The following is an 18,649-nucleotide window of genomic DNA, read 5'->3' on the forward strand; positions in this document are numbered from 1 at the left end:
GCTCAGCCGAAGGCGACCGGCGGAAAGGCCTTCATCGCAGCCGCGAGTTCCGGGTGTCGGGCGGCGGCGTCTTCGAGCGCGACCCCGTCCCGCGCCGCCTCCGCCGCCTGCCGGAGCGCGCGCACCCCGGCGCCCGCCCCGCCCGGATGGCTGAGGATGCCGCCCCCGGCGCAGAAGATCAGGTCGTCATTGCCGAGGAGCGCGCGCGTCGGCCCGACCTGCCGGATCGTCTGCCCGGAGGAGAAGACCGGCATTGCGGGATGCGCCGGCCCGCCCTCCGCCACGGGCGCCTGCACCGCGCGCGCGGAGGCGGCGACCGAGGCGTCGGGCTCGGTGAACTTGCTGGCGAGGCCGTTCACATGGAGATGATCCGCCCCGGCGAGGCGCCAGAACTTCTGCATCACGGGGAAGCCGACCCCGATATGCGGCGAGCGGGAGAAAAGACCCCACCCCGCCCGGTGCCCGTGGATGAGATGCGGGCTGTGGTTCCGCAGGTCGCGAAGCCCCGAAAGCCCGACGGCGTTCAGGCAGACCATCGCGCAGGTCGCGCCGTGCGCGCTCAGGAGGTCGAGCCGCCGGCGCATCTCGTCCACCTCGCCCGAGATGTTGAAGGCGTAGACGATGCGCTTCCCCGTCCGGTCCGCATGGCGGTTCAGCACGGCCATCACGGCGGCGACGCGCTCCGCAAGGGGGCAATCAGGCCCGTCCGACTGCAACTCGTCGTCCTTGATGAAGTCGATCCCCGCCTCCGCAAGGCTCGCGGCGAGCGCGCCCGTCTCCTCCGGGCTGAGCCCGACGCTCGGCTTCACGATGGTGCCGATCAGCGGCCCCTCATGCCCGCCCATCTTCGCCCGCGTCCCCGCCGCGCCGAATTGCGGGCCGGGATGGGCGCGGGCGAAGTCCTCCGGCAGCGTCAGCCCGGTCAGCCGGCAGGCGGAAAGCTCCGCCAGCTCGAAGAGGTTGCCGGCGACCGTCGCCATCAGCGTCTGGAGCGAGGTTCCGAACGTCCCGACAGGCCAGCTGATCGTGACCGTTCCGCGCTCGAACCGCTCGCCCTCCAGCCGGCAGGGCAGGGCGGGCCGGTCCGACACGCCGGTGATCTCCATCGCCTCGATCCGCGCGGCGGAGCGCTCGCGGAGCGCGTCCGTCTCCGCCGCGAGCCGCACGAAGGTGCCGGTGGACTGCTCCCCGGCGAGCACCTCGGCGGCGCGCGCGACGCCAACCGGGGATTCGATCTCGTAAGTTGCTGTCACCCGGCTCATGCCTTGCCTCCTCCCTCACGGACGTCGCCGAAATAGTCCTCCGCCCCCATCTGCCCGCCCTTGAGCGCGATTTCGAGCCCGTCCATCGGCCCGTCCGCATGGCCGCGGAAGATCGCCGCGCCGGGGATCGTCGGCGCGAGGGCGGAGAGCGCGAAGAGCCCTAACCGCCCCGTGGCGTGGCCTGACGTGTCGCCGCCAGAGACGACGGCGCGCGCCGGCCCGGCCTCCGCCAACAGCGCGGCGAGGAGGGCGCCGAGGCTCTCCCCGACCCGCCGGTTGACCGCCTCCGCCTCCGCCCCGGCGCGGGCGCAGGCTTCGCGGAACCGGGCGACCGCCGGATCGTCCGGCCCGTTCGCCGTGTGGATCAGCGGGTCGCGCCCCGCGCCGATGGCGGCGAGCGCGGCTTCGCGCACCCGGTCGATCTCCCCCTCCAGCGCCGCGCCGCCGAAGGCCGCCGCCGCAGCGTCGAACGGGATGAGCGCGAAGCCGTTCCGCCCTGACCACGCGATCTGCGCCGCCGTGACGGGGGAGACGGAGCCCGAGACGACGAAGGTCCGCGCCGCGCGCCCGATTCCGCCCGCCGGCGCGGCTTCGGGGAGCCAGCCCTTCGCCTTCCAATGGCGGACGAGCGCATATTCCACGCCCTGCGAGCCGACGACGAAAGGCGCGCTTTCCCGCGCCTCCCAGATCAGCCGCCCCGCCTCCGCCTCGCTCGCCGCATCGACGGAATCGAGCGTGACGGCCTCGATCCGCCCGTCCTCGCGCGCCGGCCGCCTCAGGTCGGCCGCGGCGAGCGCTTCAAGCGTGACGCAGCCCGCCTCGATCCGTCCGGACTGGCGGGAGAGATGCAGCGCCACGTCCGCCTCGTCCATCGGCGTGACCGGATGGCGCGCCATCACCGGATGCCGGTCCAGCCGGAACACGCCGGCCCCGGCGCCCGCGAAGAGATGCCCGAAGAACTGGTATCGCCGCATCTGCGGCGCCGCGATCAGGACGGGGACGAGGGCTGATCCGCAGAGATCCGCCCCGATCTCCATCGCCTTGCCGATGGAGCCGATCCCGGGCGCGGAATCGAGCGTCGAGCAGACCTTGTAATGCAGGATCGCCGGGTTCAGCGCCCGGAGCGCGGCGAAGGCCGGCGGCAGCTCCCGCGCCATCCGCTCGGGGCTCCAGGTCCGGGCGGTGGAGGCGAGGCCCACGCCGCGGAGGCCCGGAAACCGGGCGAGCCGCTCCGGCGTCGGCGGCTCGAGGAAGAGTAGGGCGGGAAGGCCGGAAAAGGCCAGCGCCTCCATCACCGCGGCCGCCCCGGTGAAGTCGTCGCCGTACCAGGCGACGAGCGGGCCCTCCGGCAACCCCGTCTCCTTCATCATCGCCCCCCTTGACTCGCCGGCCCGATCATCAACTCATCATACCAGTTTGAAAAGGGGCGCGCGGCGCCCGGCTGCGGAAAGGATGCAGGAATGATCAGGCTCGCCCTCTTCGGCGCCGGCGGCAAGATGGGGATGCGCCTCGGCGCGAACCTCGCGAAGTCCCCCGAATTCGAGACCGTGCGCGTCGAGGTCGCGGAGGCGGGCAGGGCGCGGGTGAAGGCCGCCTTCGGCGTCGACTGCGTGAGCGCGGAGGAGGCCCTCGCGGGCGCCCGCGTCATCGTCCTCGCCGTGCCCGACACCGCAATTCGCGCCGTCGCCGCCTCGGTCGTCCCGAAGGCGCCGCCGGGCTCCATGATCATCTGCCTCGACGCGGCGGCGCCCTTCGCCGGGCATCTGCCGGAGCGGGCGGACGTGACCTATTTCGTCACCCATCCCTGCCACCCGCCGATCTTCAACGACGAGACGGAGCCGGCCGCGAAGCGGGATTTCTTCGGCGGGATCGCGGCGAAGCAGGGCGTCGTCAACGCCCTGATGCAGGGTCCGGAGGAAGACTACGCCCTCGGCGAGCGCGTGGCCCGCGCGATCTACGCCCCCGTCGCCCGCTCCCACCGCGTCACGCTCGAAGGCATGGCGCTGCTGGAGCCCGGCCTTTCGGAAACCGTCGCCGCCTCCCTACTCGTCGTGATGCGGGAAGCGATGGATGAGGTCGTCGCGCGCGGCGTGCCGCCCGAGGCGGCGCGGGATTTCCTGCTCGGCCACATGAACATCCTCGGAGCCGTCATCTTCCGGGAGGTGGACGGCGTCTTCTCCGACGCCTGCAACAAGGCCATCGAGTTCGGCAAGCCCGTCCTGATGCGGGATGACTGGAAGCGCGTGTTCGAACCGGAGGAGATCCGCGCCAGCATCGAAAGGATCACCTGAACCCGCAGCGAGGCGGGGCTTCGGCCCGGAGCCCGACGCGCCCGTCGTCCGGGCGCGTCGCGTCGCGCCTTTCGACCATCCGCCGCGCCTTGCCCGCCCCCGCCAAAACCCGTAAAGCCCGAGGCGCGACAGAATGGCGGGAGACGGTCGGATGGGTCGGGAAACGGGGCTGATGGCCGGCAAGCGCGGCCTCGTCATGGGCGTCGCCAACAAGATGTCCATCGCCTGGGCCATCGCCGAGGTCTGCGCGCGGGAAGGGGCGGAGCTCGCCTTCACCTTCCAGGGCGAGGCGCTGGAAAAGCGCGTGCGCCCGCTGGCCGAAAGCGTGAACGCCCCCATCGTCGAGCCCTGCGACGTGACCGACGGCGCCTCGATCGACGCCGTCTTCGACCGGATCGAAAAGGAATGGGGCCGGCTCGACTTCGTGCTCCACGCCATCGCCTGGTCCGACAAGAACGAGCTGACGGGCCGCTATGTCGACACCTCGGCGGGCAATTTCGCCCAGTCCATGATGATCTCCTGCTATTCCTTCACCGCCATCGCGCAGCGCGCGGAGCGGCTGATGACGGAGGGCGGCTCCCTCGTCACGCTCACCTATTACGGGGCGGAGAAGGTGATGCCGCACTACAACGTCATGGGCGTCGCCAAGGCTGCGCTGGAAACCTCCGTGCGCTACATGGCGATGGATCTCGGCCCGAAGAACATCCGCGTGAATTCCCTCTCCGCCGGCCCGATGAAGACCCTGGCCGCCTCCGGCATCGGCGATTTCCGCTACATCCTGAAATGGAACGAGCTGAACTCCCCCCTTCGCCGCAACGTGACGCAGGACGATGTGGGCAAGGCCGGCTTCTACCTCCTCTCCGACCTCGCCTCCGGCGTCACCGGCGAGTGCCACCATGTCGATTGCGGCTACCATGTCGTCGGCATGAAGGCGGAGGACGCGCCGGATATCGACGTCGCCACGGGCCGCAAGTGATGAACGACCGTCTGCCGCACGAAAAGGGCTTCCACATCTCCTGGGACCAGATCCACAGGGACAGCCGGGCGCTGGCCTGGCGGCTGGACAAGCACGGCCCGCTCCCCGGCGGGGAGTGGAAATCGGTGGTCGCCATCACCCGCGGCGGCATGGTCCCCGCCTGCATCATCGCGCGGGAGCTGAATGTCCGCATCGTCGACACGATTTCGGTCAAGTCCTACGACCATCAGGCGCAGGCAGACGCCGTGGTGCTGAAGGCGCCGGACGCCGCCATGATGGGCGACGGCGAGGGCGTTCTCATCATCGACGACCTCGTGGACAGCGGAAAGACGCTCGAAGTCGTCCGCCGTCTCTATCCGAAGGCCCATTTCGCCACCGTCTACGCCAAGCCGAAGGGCCGCCCGATGGTGGACACGTTCATCACCGAGGTGAGCCAGGACACCTGGATCTTCTTCCCGTGGGACATGGCCCTGCAATACGTGGAGCCCTATCGCGGGGTGTGAACGGCCGCGCCTGTCCTGCGGGGCCTAGAGCAGGAAGTCGTCGACACTCACCTGCGTGGAGCCCTTGACGACGATGCGCCCGTCGGCCGAGCCGTCGCCGTCCGCATCCACGATCACGACGGTATTGCCCGCGTTCGTGTGCCTGATGCGCACCTCCCCGGCGGCGCCCGAGAAGCCGTCTTCGCCGATGAAGACAAGCTCATCGTCGGAGACCGCCCTCAGATCGATCAGATCGTCTTCCTCGAAATCGAGGATCACATCGCGCGTCGGGCCGCCCATCCAGTCGCCGGCGGAGAGCACGAAGCGATCAGCGCCTTCGCCTCCGAACATGCGGTCGTCGCCGCGGCCGCCCCAGACGATGTCGTCCCCGGCCCCGCCGCGGATCACATCGTCGCCGCCGGCGCCTCTCAGGGCGTCGTTGTGAAGCCCGCCTGCAATCGTATCGTCGCCCGGTCCGCCGCGAAGCGTGTCGTCGCCCTGCATGCCGATCAGGTGATCGTCGCCCACAGTGCCGAACACCGACTCGGCTTCGGCGTTTCCGCGATGAAGAAGAGAGGCGGCGCGGCCTCCGGTCAGCCCACAGATGAAGCACACGGCGCCGCTCCTCGCCCGTTCGCAGCCAGCCGCAAGGATACCGCAGAAAGGTTGTCGAGGCCATAAGCCGCGCCGTTGCGAGGGTTCTGCGCCCTTTCCTTCGCACCTGCGAAAGCCTATCCTCCGCCACGCGGCGCAGCAGACCGCGTGGCTCGGGAGAGCCGAATGTACGAGCGCAAGCGCTCCTTCATCGTCATCGGCCTCGGCGCCTTCGGCTCCACGGTCGCCTCCGAACTGGCCCGTTTCGAAAACTACGTCACCGGCGTGGACCTCGACGAACGCCGCGTCTCCGTGATGGGGTCGTCTCTCTCGCAGGCTCTCATCATGGACGCGACGGACGAGGCCGCGCTCCGCGACGCCGGGGCGGACCAGCATGACGTCGCGGTCGTCGCCATCGGCCGCAACATCGAGGCCTCCATCCTCACGGTGATGAATCTCCGGATGCTCGGGCTCAAGACGATCTGGGCCAAGGCCGCGAGCCGGACGCATCACCGCATCCTCTCCAAGCTGGACGTGGATCGCGTGATCCTTCCCGAGCAGGAGATGGGCCAGCACGCCGCGCAGGTGCTGCACAACCCCGCGGTTCGCGACTACGTGAGCCTAGGCAACGGCTTCCATGTCGTGACCATCGGCGTCCCCCAGCGGCTCGAAGGCAAGACTGTGCCGGGCCTCAGGCTTGCGGAAAAGTTCGATCTGCGGGGGCTGGGCGTGATGCGGGGCGCCAAGTTCCACGATTGCGCCGAGGAAGATTTCGCCCTGGCGAAGGAAGACCGGCTCCTCGTTCTCGGCCGCCGGCCGGACCTTCGCCGGTTCGGCGACGCGATCTGAGCCGCGCCATGACGCTCGCCCTCGGCCGCGCCATACGGCGCCGGCTCGCGCGGACGCCGCCGCCCGCCGCGCTTGCGGGGTTCTATCTCCTCGCCATGCTGGCGGGGACGGCGGCGCTGAAGCTTCCCTTCGCGAATGACGGCTCCGTCACATGGTCCGACGCGCTCTTTACCTCGGCCTCCGCGATCACGGTGACGGGGCTGATCGTCGTCGACACGGCGGTCGCCTTCACGCCCTTCGGCCAGGGCGTGATCGCGGCGCTGATCCAGCTCGGCGGCCTCGGCCTCATGGTCTTCGCCGTGCTGATCCTCGGGGCGCTCGGCCTGCCGGTCGGGATCGGCGCGCAGGCCTGGCTCCGCGACGATCTCGACCAGACCTCGGTGCGGGACGTCCTGCGCCTAACGCGGATCATCCTCCGCGTCGTCATCCTCTTCGAGACGGCGGGAGCGGCGCTTCTGGCGCTCGTCTTCGTCCCGGACCACGGCCTCGCCGCGGGGCTCTGGCACGCCGTCTTCCACTCGATCTCCGCCTTCAACAATGCCGGCTTCTCGACCTTCACGCCCGGCCTCGTGCCCTATGCGACCGATCCGCTGGTCAATGTCGTCATCCCGCTCCTCTTCATCGCCGGCGGGATCGGCTATGTCGTGGTGGCGGATCTCTGGCGGCGCCGGCGCTGGAGCCGGCTCGCCATGCACTCGAAGCTGATGCTGGCGGGGACGGCCGGGCTCCTCGTCGGCTCATTCGCGCTCTTTGCGATCCTCGAATGGTCCAACCCCCGGACTCTCGGCCAATTCGACTCGGTCCTCGAAAAGCTCGTGGTGAGCTGGTTCCAGGGCGCGACGACGCGCACCGCCGGCTTCAACACGACCGACATCGCGGCGCTGGAGGACTCCACCTCGCTCATGTTCATCGCGCTGATGCTGATCGGCGGCGGCCCGGCCTCCACCGCGGGCGGGATCAAGGTGACGACCTTCCTCGTGATGATCCTCGCCACGATCGCCTTCTTCCGGCGGCGGACGGAACTCAGCGCCTTTGGCCGCTCCATCGGGCTCGAGGAGGTGGTGAAGGTGATGGCGCTCGTCTCCATCAGCCTCGTCGTCGTCTTCCTCGGCGTCTTCGTCCTGACCTTTTCCCACCGCAGCCCCTTCCTCGACATCGCCTTCGAGGTGGCGAGCGCCTTCGGCACGGTCGGCCTCTCCCGCGGCGCGACGGCGGAGCTGGACGGGTTCGGGCGGGCGGCGATCATCGCGATCATGTTCCTCGGCCGCGTCGGACCGCTGACCCTCGGTTTCTTCCTCGCGACGCAGAGCCGACCGCGCGTCCGCTATCCGGCCGGGCAGGTGCTTCTCGGCTGAAGGTTGACCTGCCGCGCCTGAAATGTTCCCTTGGGCCCTTCAACAAAAGGGAACCATGCCATGACCAGCAGCGACGGCGATGCCGCCGGCGGCGCGCTGATCGATACGGATTATGAAATCGGTCAGGATAACGTCGAAGGAAAACTGGGGCCGTTCGGCTTCGATATTCACAACCCGGTCTTCATGATTTCCGGGCTCTCGATCGTGATTTTCGTCTTCTATACGCTGGCCCTGCCGGAACAGGCGGGCGCGGCGTTCAGTTGGCTTTTTTCCGCCGTGACGAAGGGGTTCGACTGGTTCTTCCTCTCCGCGGCCAACGTCTTCGTGCTCTTCTGTCTCGTGCTGATCGTGACGCCCTGGGGCGCCGTCCGCCTCGGGGGGAAGGAGGCGACGCCTGACTATTCCTATCCCGGCTGGTTCGCGATGCTCTTCGCCGCCGGCATGGGCATAGGGCTCATGTTCTATGGCGTCGCGGAGCCGATGAGCCATTTCTCCTCCTCCCTCGGGGGAACGGCGGCGGAAGGCGGCCTGAGGACGGACTGGGCGCCCCTCGGCGCCGCGGCGGGGAACGAGGCGGAGGCGGCTCGGCTCGGCATGGCGGCGACGATCTTCCACTGGGGCCTCCACCCCTGGGCGATCTACGCCGTTGTGGCGCTCGCGCTCGCGCTCTTCACCTACAACAAGGGCCTGCCGCTCACCATCCGCTCCGCCTTCCATCCGCTGCTCGGGGATCGGGTCTGGGGCTGGCCCGGCCATGTGATCGACACGCTCGCCGTCTTCGCCACGCTCTTCGGCCTCGCCACCTCGCTCGGCTTCGGCGCGACGCAGGCCAATGCCGGGCTCAACGCGCTCTTCGGCATTCCTGTCGGGCCGACGACGGAGGTGATCCTGATCTCGGCCATCACCGCCGTCGCGCTCGTCTCCGTGCTCCGGGGGCTGGACGGCGGCGTGAAGGTGCTCTCCGAGGTCAATATGGGCCTCGCCTTCCTGCTCCTCCTCTTCGTTCTGATCGTCGGGCCGACGACGGCGCTCCTGACCGGCTTCGCCTCCTCGCTCGGCGCCTACATCGAATACCTGCCCGCGCTCTCGAACCCGGTGGGGCGGGAGGACGTGAACTTCATGCAGGGCTGGACCTCGTTCTACTGGGCCTGGTGGATCTCCTGGTCCCCCTTCGTCGGCATGTTCATCGCCCGCGTGAGCCGGGGGCGCACGGTGCGGGAATTCGTGATCTGCGTGCTCCTCGTCCCCTCGCTGGTCTGCGTGCTCTGGATGTCGGTCTTCGGCGGAACGGCCCTGAATCAGGTCGTCGCGGACGGCTACACCGCCGCGCAGGATGCGCCGCTGGAGCTGAAGCTCTTCGAGATGCTGGCGGCGCTGCCGCTGGCGGAAATCACCTCCTTCGTCGGCATCGTCCTCGTGATCGTCTTCTTCGTCACCTCCTCCGATTCCGGCTCGCTGGTGATCGACACGATCACGGCGGGCGGGAAGGTGGACGCGCCGGTCCCCCAGCGCGTCTTCTGGTGCGTGTTCGAAGGGGCGGTGGCGATCGTGCTGCTGCTCTCGGTCGGCGGCCTTTCCTCGCTCCAGTCGATGGTGATCTCGACCGGGCTGCCGTTCACAATCGTCCTTCTCGTGATGTGCGTCGCCATCATGAAGGCGCTGGCGAGCGAGCCGCGCTGAGGCCTGGCCGGGGGCGGGCTCACCGCCCCCGGAACCTGCTGAGAAATCAACGTTCAATCACTTTAAAATTAGAAGGCACAAATTATTTCGAAAATACGGTGCCAGAAATTTCTTGTGATTCTGCCGTCAATTCTTGGGATGGCCTCCATTGCTGTTTGTGCTTCAAGACCAGACCAATAGACCACAAAGCTAATACTGAGATGAGTGAGCCGGCGAAAACGAACCATGGGAATGCTGTCGACATTTTCTCACCCTTTCAGTCTTTCTCTAGATTTCTAGCAAAAGCGATTGCTAGGAGCGCGGTTGCACATATCAGAGCTCCAGTTAACAGGAAGTTAAAATTGTAACCACTTTGAAATGAAAGAAGCTTTACCTGACCGTCGAATATTCCTGAGAATTTTTCTAATAGATACGGATCGGGCTTAACTTCATCACCTCGTTCAAATCGTGGATTTATGTATCCCACGACAAGAAAAGCTAGTGCTATTGAGTTCAGCGTCCCTGCCACGAATTTCAGCATAGCTACGATTGTCTGCATTTCCTTACCTTCCTCTGAAAAGCCCGCCGAGCACCCCGCGCACGAGGCTGCGGGTGATCTGGCTTCCCGCCGTCCGCACCACCTGCTTCATCAGCGCCTCGCCCACGCTGTCGGATCGGGAGGCGCGGCGCGGGGAGGCGGCGCGGGCGGGCGGCTGGTAGCGGCGGGCGGCGCGGAACTCGCGGTCCTCCGCCTCGGCCCGCGTCGCCCGCGCCTCCGCCTCTTCCGCCTCGCGCGCCGCCGCCTCGGCCGCGCCCCGCAGCATCTCGAAGGCGCTCTCCCGGTCCAAAGCCGCCTCGTAGATCCCGGCGAGGGGGGAGGCCGCGCGCGCCGCCTTCAACCCCTCCGGGCTCGCCGGCCCGAGGCGGGAGGAGGGCGGGCGGATCAGCGTCCGTTCGACCATCGAGGGCGCGCCCTTCGGCCCGAGCGTGGAGACGAGCGCCTCCCCCGTGCCGACCTCCATGATCGCCGCCTCCGTGTCGAAGGCCGGGTTCGGGCGGAACGTCTCCGCCGCGGCCTTCAGCGCCTTCCGGTCCCGCGGCGTGTAGGCGCGGAGCGCGTGCTGCACGCGCGCGCCGAGCTGGCCGAGGATGTCGTCCGGCACGTCCGCCGGGTTCTGCGTGATGAAGTAGATCCCGACGCCCTTGGAGCGGATCAGCCGCGCCACCTGCTCCACCTTGTCGACCAGCGCCTTCGGCGCCCCGTCGAACAGGAGATGCGCCTCGTCGAAGAAAAAGACGAAGACGGGTTTCTCCGGGTCCCCCACCTCCGGCAGCGTCTCGAAGAGCTCGGAGAGAAGCCAGAGCAGGAACGTTGCGTAGAGCCGCGGGGAGCGCATGAGCCGGTCGGCGGCGAGGAGGTTGATCTGCCCCCGCCCGTCCGGCGCGGTGCGGATCATGTCCTCGAGCCGCAATGCCGGCTCGCCGAGGAAATGCGCGCCCCCCTGTCCCTCCAGCACCAGAAGCCGCCGCTGGATCGCGCCGACCGTGGCGGGCGCGACATTGCCGTAGCGGAGCGAGAGCTCCTTCGCCCGTTCGCCGACATGGACCAGCATCGCCTGAAGGTCCTTCAGGTCGATCAGCAGCAACCCCTCCTCGTCCGCGAGGCGGAAGGCGATGTTGAGCACGCCCTCCTGCGCCTCCGTGAGTTCGAGCAGGCGGGAGAGGAGGAGCGGGCCCATCTCCGTCACCGTCGTCCGCACCGGGTGGCCCGCCTCGCCGTAAAGGTCCCAGAAGACGGCGGGGAAGGCGTCGTAGCCGTAATCGGAGAAGCCGATCGTCTCCGCCCGCTTCGTGAAGGCGCCGTGCAGCTTGTGCTCGGGCGAACCCGCCTCGCAGAGCCCCGTCAGGTCGCCCTTCACGTCCGACAGGAAGACGGGGACGCCGGCTGCGGAGAAACCCTCGGCGAGAATCTGGAGCGTCACGGTCTTTCCCGTTCCGGTCGCGCCGGAGATGAGGCCGTGCCGATTCGCCGTTTTCAGCAGCAATTCCTGCGCCGATCCGTAGCCGTCCCCGCCTCCGCCGATGAAAATGCCGTCCGATCCGGCCATTTCGCCCTCCTTTTTCGATATGCGCACATCTGCACATCTTTTCTTAACCATGAACCCCCATATTGACGTTGCAGGCGGCTTTCGCCTGCACTCCTCCCTGTCGGACTTGGCCGCGCTTCGGCGCGGCCTTTTTTTGTCTTGAGGGCAGGGCTTCCGCCCTTCGGCGCCGGCGTCGGTTTCCGTCACAGGATTTTCATTTCCCGTTGACCGGTCTGAAGACTCCGCATAGCTTCCGACCCAGAACTTGCCGCGGCCGGTTCGACAGGGAGAGACAAGAGGCGTTCAGCCTCGCAGGAAGGGCGCTCGAAAGGGCGCCTTTTCTTTCGTTCGGAACCGCGGTGTGACCGACCCGACTTGATTTCGCGGCCCCGACCGATCATCACTCCCCGAACGACGCCGCGACGCGGCGCAAAGCAAGACAGGGAATGCCCACCGTGCTCTTCAGACATGCAGCCGCCGCGATCCTCGCCCTCGCACCGCTCGCCGCGTTCGCGCAGCAGGGCGCCCAGCCGGGCTCGACGCTGAAGGCGACCCACGGCGCGTGGGAGATCCGCTGCGATGTGAACGCGCCGGAAAACTGCATTCTCACGCAGGTCGGCAACCGGGCGGACGGGCAGCCCGCGCTCCGCGTCGCGCTCCGCAGCACGCCGGGAGCCCAGGGGCCGAACGGGGTGGAGATCGCCGCCGTGATCCAGATCGACGCGCCGCTCGGCGTGTTCCTGCCTGCGGGGGTCGAGGTGAAGATCGACGGGGCGGAAATCGGCCGCGCGGCCTTCCAGGTCTGCGACAGCCGGGCCTGCATCGCCTCCGAGCCCGTGCCGGCCGACTTCATCGACAAGATGAAGAAGGGGAACGCCGCGACCATGACCATCATGGCCCTGAACGGCGAGAAGGCGGAGATTGCGATCTCCCTCTCCGGCTTCACCAAGGGCTTCGGCTCGCTCTGAGCGGCGGCGGGGCCCCTGCATCCGCTTGACCCCCTCGTTGAGGCGGGTTCCGCGTGCGGCAGCCCTTGCGCCCGTATCTGATACTGTTCCGGATGGCGCCGGCGGGGTCGGTTCGACCGACGATCTCCCGCGCCTTAGCGTTCGCGCCCGCGGGGCAGCGCCGCCTGACGCGCCGAACCGGCCCCGAGATCGCGACGGGCCCAAGCCAAACGCCCGACGGGAAACACCCTCCCGCCCAGTGAACACAAGCAGCGCGTCCGCCGCCGCGCCGCCTAAGGATCACGCACGGAAAAAATTTCGAAAGTTTTGATTATGGTTTATTTTCAATGATATAACCCCTCTGCTCACTGTGCGCAGGCTTCAGCCCGCCAACATTCTCCCCGTCATCTCGCCGAGATCGCGGGAAAGGCCGGGCGCCGCGGCGACCCGCTCGATCTCCGCCCGCATCGCGCCCCGCCAGGGCTCCGCCAGCGTCGCCCAGGACTCCAACGCGCCGGACATCCGCGCCGCCGTCTGCGGGTTCGTCCCGTCCATGCGGATCAGCCAGTCGGCATAGAAGCGATAGCCCTCGCCCCCCGGCGCGTGAAATCCGACCGGGTTCGCCGCGAAGGCGCCGACGAGGGCGCGGAGCTTGTTGGGGTTCCGCCACGGGAAGTCCGCCGCCCCCGCCATCGCCGCCACCCGCTCCAGCGTCTCGGGCCGCGGCGCTGTGGCCTGGATCGTCAGCCACTTGTCCATCGTCCCGGCGTCGCCGCCGAAATCCTCCGCGAAGCGGGCGAGCATCGGCGCCGCCTCCGGCGCCCCGGAATGAACCAGCGCCATCAGCGCCGGCAGCCGCTCCGACATCGCGCCGCCCGAAGCCGCCTGCGCCGCCAGCGCCGCTCCGCCCTCCCGCCTGACAAGAAGGCCGAGCGCGGCGTTGCGGAGCGCCCTTCGCCCCGCGCTCTCCGCATCCGGGCTGTAGGGGCCGGGCGTCTCCATCTCCCCGTAAAGCGCGAAGAGCCGCGCCTCCAGCCGCGCCGCCACCGCCTCCTTCAGCGCCTCGGAGGCGCCGAAGAGCGCCGAAGGGTCCGCCGCCCGGCCGCGCGAAGCCTGCTCCCGCATCAGCTCCCCGGCGCCCGGCAGGCCGAGCAGATGGGCGCGGAAGGCGGGGGCGAGCGCCTCGTCCCCCGCCATCGTCTCCAGCGCGTCGAGGAAGGGCGCAGGGTCCGCCCCGCCGAGCAGGATGTCGAGCGCGAAGCCCCGCGCCGCCTCCGCCCGGTTGAAGAGGTCCTGATCGTGCGCCATCAGGAAGGCGCGGCCCTCCGGCCCGATCTCCCGCTCCACGATCACCGGGGCGGAGAAGCCGCGGAAGAGCGAGGCGACAGGCCGGTGCGGCAGGGTCCAGCGGAAGGTCTGCTCCCCCTCCCGCAGCACCACCGTCTCCGCCGCCATCTCCCCCCCGTTCGGGCCGAGAAGCCCGAGCGCGCAGGGGATGACAAGCGGCGCCTTCTCCGCCTGCCCCGGCGTCGACCGCGTCTCCTGCCGGAGCGTGAGGGCGTACTCGCCGTTCTCCCAGGCCTCGGAAACCGTGATCCGCGGCGTCCCCGCCTGCGAATACCAGAGCGCGAACTGGGAAAGGTCCGCCCCCGTCGCGTCCTCGAAGACCTTGAGCCAGTCTTCGATCGTGCAGGCCTGCCCGTCATGCCGCTCGAAATAGAGGTCGAGCGCCCTGGCGTAGCCGCCGTCGCCGACAAGGGCGCGAAGCATCCGGATCAGCTCCGCCCCCTTCTCGTAGACCGTCGCCGTATAGAAGTTGTTGATCTCCTCGTAAGCCTCCGGGCGGACCGGATGGGCGAGCGGCCCCGCATCCTCCCGGAACTGCCGCGCGCGGAGGGTGGAGACCTGCCCGAGCCGCTGGAGCGCGCCGTTCCGCTCATCCTCCGAGAATTGCTGGTCGCGGAAGACGGTCAGCCCCTCCTTCAGGCAGAGCTGGAACCAGTCCCGGCAGGTGATGCGGTTGCCCGTCCAGTTGTGGAAATACTCATGGGCGATGATCGCCTCGATCCGCTCGTAATCCCCGTCCGTCGCCGTCTCGGGGCTCGCCAGCACGTATTTCGAGTTGAAGATGTTGAGGCCCTTGTTCTCCATCGCCCCCATGTTGAAATCGTCCACCGCGACGATCTGGAAGAGGTCGAGGTCGTATTCGCGCCCGTATCTCTCCTCATCCCACCGCATGGAGCGTTTCAGCGCGTCCATCGCGAAGCCGCAGCGCCCCTCGTCCCCCTTCCGCACCCAGATGCGGAGGGAGACGTCGCGGCCCGACATCGTGCGAAAGCGGTCGTCATGGCTCACGAGATCCCCCGCGACGAGGGCGAAGAGATAGGCGGGCTTCGGCCAAGGATCGCGCCATTCCGCAAAGCGGAGCCCCTCCGCCGTCTCGCCCTCCTCCACGAGGTCGCCGTTGGAGAGGAGCACCGGCAGGTCCCCCTCGATCCGGACAGAGAAGGGCGCCATCACGTCCGGCCGGTCGGGATAGTATGTGATCTTGCGAAAGCCCTCCGCCTCGCACTGGGTGCAATACATGCCGTTCGACATGTAGAGCCCTTCCAGCGCCGTATTCGCCGCCGGATCGATCTCCGTCTCCGCCTCCCACAGGAATCCGCCCTCGGGGAGGCGCCGGGCGGGGATCGTGAGCGTCTCCTCCCCCTCGACCAGCGCCTCGGGCGGGAGCGCGGCGCCGTCCACCGCGGCGGCGACGCGCTTCATGGAATGGCCGTTCAGCACGAGGTCGGCCGGGCCGGTTCCGTTCCGCCGGAACCGGATCGCCGCCCTCACCAGCGTCGCGGAGGGTCCGAGGGAGACAACGAGCCGCGTCTCCTCCACCAGCCAGTCCGGCGCGCGATACTCGGAAAGGCGGATCGTCTTCGCGGCGCGGGGGGCGGCGTCTTCGGGGCGCATGGGCGGGCTCCTTCTCGATGGTCGGGCACTATGGCGCAGAGGGCGGCCGGTTCAAGCGGGCCAGATGCAACTGCGTCTCAGAACCATTCAACATATTGAAATCATTGACAAATGACTTTCGCTTTCATATCTGCTGCATCCACGATCCGGATGGAGGTCGACCATGTCCGCGCCCGCCCTCGCCCTGCTGGCCCTCGGCCTCTCCATCGATGCGATGATCGCCTCGATGGGCCGCGGCGCTGCTATGGATCGCCCGCGCCTTCTTTCAGCGCTGCGCATCGGGCTTCTCTTCGCCGCGATGGAGGCCGGGCTCGCCGCGCTCGGCTGGGCCATGGGCCATGCGGCGGGGCAGGCGCTCGCCGCCTGGGACCACTGGATCGCTTTCGGCCTCCTCTCCGCCGTCGGGCTCCGCATGATGCTTGGCGGCGCGCGGGAGGTTTCGACGCGGCGCGCCGGCGCGCTCGGCCTGATCGCCGCGGCCTTCGGGTCGAGCGTGGACGCAATGGCGGTCGGCGGCTCGCTCGCGCTGGTGGAGGCGCCGATCCTGCCGCTCGCGCTCGCCGTCGCCGGCGCGACCTTCGCCGCCTCCGTCGCCGGCGTGATGCTCGCCGGGATGCTCGGCGCGCGGTTCGGCGCGGCGGCGGAACGGGCCGGCGGGGCGCTGCTGGTCGCGCTCGGTCTCTCGATCCTCTTCGCGCATCTCGCCTCCTGAGCGAGTTTCCGATCGGAAACTCCGGCCTTGAATCCGCTCCGCGCCTCCCGTATCCGGCATCCCGTGGGATACGAAGGGAGACGTCATGTCTGTGCGCGTGGAGATCGAAGGACTTCAGGTGGATGCGCGGCTCGCCGCCTTCATTGACGAGCGGGCTCTGCCCGGGTCGGGCGTGGAGCGGGCGGCCTTCTGGCAAGGTCTTTCCGCGCTGATCCATGAGTTCGGGCCGCAGAATCGCGCCCTGCTCGAACGCCGCGCGGCGCTTCAGGCGCAGATCGAAGAGTGGCATGAAGAACACGGCGCGGGGGCGCCCGACGCCTATCGCGCCTTTCTGGAGGAGATTGGCTATCTCCTGCCCGAGGGGCCGGACTTCACGGTCGAGACCGAGAACGTGGACCCGGAGATTGCGGAGATCCCGGGGCCGCAGCTCGTCGTCCCCGTCATGAACGCGCGCTATGCGCTGAACGCCGCGAACGCCCGCTGGGGCTCGCTCTATGACGCCTTCTACGGGACAGACGCTTTGGGCGCGGCTCCGGCCCCCGGCCCTTATGACGCAGAGCGGGGCGCTTCGGTCGTCGCCGCCGCGAAAGCGTTTCTGGACCGGACCGCGCCGCTCGCAGGCGCGTCGCATGGCGATGTGACTGCGTACCGGGTGGAGGGGGGCGCTCTTGTCGCGGAGACGCCTGAAGGTCGCCGCGCGCTCGCCGAACCTGCGCGTTTCGCCGGATTCTCAGGGGCGCCGCAGGCGCCGTCCTCGATCCTCGTCGAGCGGAATGGCCTCCATGCGGAGATCGTGATCGACCGGGCGCACCGGATCGGGAAGGCCGATCCGGCCGGCGTCGCCGACGTCATCCTCGAAAGCGCGGTCTCCGCCATCATGGATTGCGAGGATTCCATCGCCGCTGTCGATGCGGAGGACAAGGTTCTCGCCTATGGCAACTGGCTCGGGCTCTGCCGCGGCGACCTGACCGAAAGTGTCCAGAAGGGCGGCAAGACCTTCACCCGCGCCCTCGCCGCCGACCGGGCCTTCACCGCGCCGGACGGCTCGGCGCTGAAGCTGAAGGGCCGGGCGCTGATGCTCGTGCGGAATGTCGGCCACCTGATGACCAATCCCGCCGTGATGGACCGCGAGGGGAACGAGGCGCCGGAAGGATTGCTGGACGCGATGGTCACCGTCCTCTGCGCCCTCCATGACATCCGGGGCGCGCGGGCGAACAGCCCCGCCGGCTCCGTCTACGTCGTGAAGCCGAAGATGCACGGGCCGGAGGAGGTCGCCTTCGCGGATGCGGTCTTCGCCCATGTCGAGCTGGCGCTCGGCCTCGCGCCCAATACGGTGAAGATCGGCGTGATGGACGAGGAGCGGCGCACGACGCTGAACCTCAAGGAATGCATCCGCGCCGCGAAGGCCCGCATCTGCTTCATCAACACCGGCTTCCTCGACCGGACGGGGGACGAGATCCACACCTCGATGGCGGCCGGGCCGATGGTGCGGAAGGCGGCGATGAAGGGCGAGGCGTGGATTTCCGCCTATGAGGACTGGAACGTGGACACCGGCCTCGCCGCCGGGCTCATCGGACGCGCCCAGATCGGCAAGGGCATGTGGGCGGCTCCCGATCTGATGGCGGCGATGCTGCGGGAGAAGATCGGGCATCCCAGGGCCGGCGCCTCCTGCGCCTGGGTGCCCTCGCCCACGGCGGCGACACTGCATTCCATGCATTATCATGAGATCGACGTTAAGGCCCGCCAGCGTGAGATCGCGGCGGGCGGGCGTCGCGCACGGCGGGACGACCTCCTCCGCATCCCGGTCGCTCGCGGCGCGAACTGGAGCCCGGAGGAGCGCCGGGAGGAGCTGGAGAACAACGCCCAGGGCATTCTCGGCTATGTCGTCCGCTGGGTGGATCAGGGGATCGGGTGCTCCAAGGTGCCGGACATCCACGACGTCGCCCTGATGGAGGACCGCGCGACCTGCCGCATCTCGGCCCAGCACATCGCCAACTGGCTGCGCCACGGCGTGGTGAGCCGGGAGGAGGTGGAGGGCGCGTTCCGCCGGATGGCGGCGAAGGTGGACGCGCAGAATGCGGGCGACCCGGCCTATCGCCCCATGGCGCCCGGCTTTGACGGCCCCGCCTTCCGCGCTGCGATGGCGTTGGCGATCGACGGGGCGGCGCAGCCCTCGGGCTATACCGAGCCGCTGCTCCACGCATTCCGGATCGAGGCGAAGGCGGCCTGAAGCGTCGCGGCCGCGTGACGCGGCGCCTTGGCGCGCATGACAGGATTGGCGCCTGCCATGCGCCTGCCCCTCGCCGCCGCGACCCTTCGCGCCTCGGCTGCGATCGTGTAATCCGTCGAGACCGGGCGACTGACCTGCCGCCGTCCCCGCTGCCGATCGGGTGCGTTGCGGTTTCGATCGCCTCGACACGGTGGCGATCTGCGCCGAGAGGATCGGGGTCTCCGAGGCGTGTTCCGGTATGGCG

At 68.8% G+C, this 18,649-nt stretch carries 15 protein-coding genes; 9 read left to right on the forward strand and 6 right to left on the reverse strand.

Annotation, left to right across the window (positions count from 1 at the left end; all coding sequences use genetic code 11):
* Positions 1-2: 2 nt before the first annotated feature.
* Together ACE37J_RS01360 and ACE37J_RS01365 are read right to left on the reverse strand one after the other, a co-directional pair.
* Complete coding sequence (locus ACE37J_RS01360) at positions 3-1,262, reverse strand: ribulose-bisphosphate carboxylase large subunit family protein (protein WP_409705853.1); 1,260 nt, start codon at positions 1,260-1,262, stop codon at positions 3-5.
* Positions 1,259-2,632: a four-carbon acid sugar kinase family protein gene (locus tag ACE37J_RS01365; RefSeq protein ID WP_409705856.1), complete on the reverse strand. Its 1,374-nt coding sequence runs from the start codon at positions 2,630-2,632 to the stop codon at positions 1,259-1,261. Before ACE37J_RS01365 ends, ACE37J_RS01360 begins: the two co-directional genes overlap by 4 nt.
* A 90-nt stretch (positions 2,633-2,722) precedes the next feature.
* Here ACE37J_RS01365 and ACE37J_RS01370 point away from each other — a divergent pair, with 90 nt between their 5' ends.
* The 3 genes from ACE37J_RS01370 (at position 2,723) to gpt (ending at position 5,032) form a co-directional block, all read left to right on the forward strand.
* On the forward strand, positions 2,723-3,553 hold the full coding sequence (locus ACE37J_RS01370) for a phosphogluconate dehydrogenase C-terminal domain-containing protein (RefSeq protein WP_409705859.1): 831 nt from the start codon (positions 2,723-2,725) through the stop codon (positions 3,551-3,553).
* A 151-nt stretch (positions 3,554-3,704) separates the two neighbouring features.
* Positions 3,705-4,529 carry an enoyl-ACP reductase FabI gene (gene fabI, locus ACE37J_RS01375; RefSeq protein WP_409705862.1) on the forward strand — a complete coding sequence of 275 codons (825 nt, stop codon included), beginning with the start codon at positions 3,705-3,707 and terminating at the stop codon, positions 4,527-4,529.
* Positions 4,529-5,032 (forward strand): xanthine phosphoribosyltransferase, encoded by a 504-nt coding sequence (gpt, locus tag ACE37J_RS01380; protein WP_409705865.1) that lies wholly within the window; start codon positions 4,529-4,531, stop codon positions 5,030-5,032. The genes fabI and gpt overlap by 1 nt, the downstream gene beginning before the upstream one ends.
* A 24-nt stretch (positions 5,033-5,056) precedes the next feature.
* Here the strand turns inward: gpt and ACE37J_RS01385 are convergent, their stop codons facing one another.
* On the reverse strand, positions 5,057-5,626 hold the full coding sequence (locus ACE37J_RS01385) for a M10 family metallopeptidase C-terminal domain-containing protein (protein WP_409705868.1): 570 nt from the start codon (positions 5,624-5,626) through the stop codon (positions 5,057-5,059).
* A gap of 165 nt (positions 5,627-5,791) precedes the next feature.
* Between ACE37J_RS01385 and ACE37J_RS01390 the strand changes: the two genes are divergently transcribed.
* From ACE37J_RS01390 to ACE37J_RS01400, 3 genes are read left to right on the forward strand one after another with little or no spacing between them, the layout of a single operon-like run.
* Entirely contained in the window at positions 5,792-6,454 is a 663-nt protein-coding gene (locus ACE37J_RS01390; protein WP_409705871.1) for a potassium channel family protein, read from the forward strand.
* Between the two features lie 8 nt (positions 6,455-6,462).
* Positions 6,463-7,809, forward strand: coding sequence for a TrkH family potassium uptake protein (locus tag ACE37J_RS01395; RefSeq protein ID WP_409705874.1), 1,347 nt, complete (start codon positions 6,463-6,465; stop codon positions 7,807-7,809).
* 60 nt (positions 7,810-7,869) lie between these two features.
* On the forward strand, positions 7,870-9,489 hold the full coding sequence (locus ACE37J_RS01400; protein WP_409705877.1) for a BCCT family transporter: 1,620 nt from the start codon (positions 7,870-7,872) through the stop codon (positions 9,487-9,489).
* 256 nt (positions 9,490-9,745) lie between these two features.
* Here the strand turns inward: ACE37J_RS01400 and ACE37J_RS01405 are convergent, their stop codons facing one another.
* Positions 9,746-10,027 (reverse strand): hypothetical protein, encoded by a 282-nt coding sequence (locus ACE37J_RS01405; protein ID WP_409705879.1) that lies wholly within the window; start codon positions 10,025-10,027, stop codon positions 9,746-9,748.
* 4 nt (positions 10,028-10,031) lie between these two features.
* On the reverse strand, positions 10,032-11,576 hold the full coding sequence (locus ACE37J_RS01410) for a helicase HerA-like domain-containing protein (RefSeq protein ID WP_409705882.1): 1,545 nt from the start codon (positions 11,574-11,576) through the stop codon (positions 10,032-10,034).
* A 425-nt stretch (positions 11,577-12,001) separates the two neighbouring features.
* On the opposite strand from ACE37J_RS01410, the gene ACE37J_RS01415 reads away from it, so the two are divergent.
* Complete coding sequence (locus ACE37J_RS01415) at positions 12,002-12,523, forward strand: invasion associated locus B family protein (RefSeq protein WP_409705885.1); 522 nt, start codon at positions 12,002-12,004, stop codon at positions 12,521-12,523.
* A gap of 360 nt (positions 12,524-12,883) precedes the next feature.
* Here the strand turns inward: ACE37J_RS01415 and pepN are convergent, their stop codons facing one another.
* On the reverse strand, positions 12,884-15,463 hold the full coding sequence (gene pepN / locus ACE37J_RS01420) for an aminopeptidase N (RefSeq protein WP_409705888.1): 2,580 nt from the start codon (positions 15,461-15,463) through the stop codon (positions 12,884-12,886).
* Between the two features lie 163 nt (positions 15,464-15,626).
* On the opposite strand from pepN, the gene ACE37J_RS01425 reads away from it, so the two are divergent.
* Positions 15,627-16,175: a manganese efflux pump MntP family protein gene (locus tag ACE37J_RS01425; protein WP_409705891.1), complete on the forward strand. Its 549-nt coding sequence runs from the start codon at positions 15,627-15,629 to the stop codon at positions 16,173-16,175.
* 85 nt (positions 16,176-16,260) lie between these two features.
* Positions 16,261-18,405 (forward strand): malate synthase G, encoded by a 2,145-nt coding sequence (locus tag ACE37J_RS01430; protein ID WP_409705894.1) that lies wholly within the window; start codon positions 16,261-16,263, stop codon positions 18,403-18,405.
* The last annotated feature ends 244 nt before the right edge of the window (positions 18,406-18,649 follow it).

Source organism: Pikeienuella sp., from assembly GCF_046290545.1.
Lineage (GTDB): Bacteria > Pseudomonadota > Alphaproteobacteria > Rhodobacterales > Rhodobacteraceae > Pikeienuella.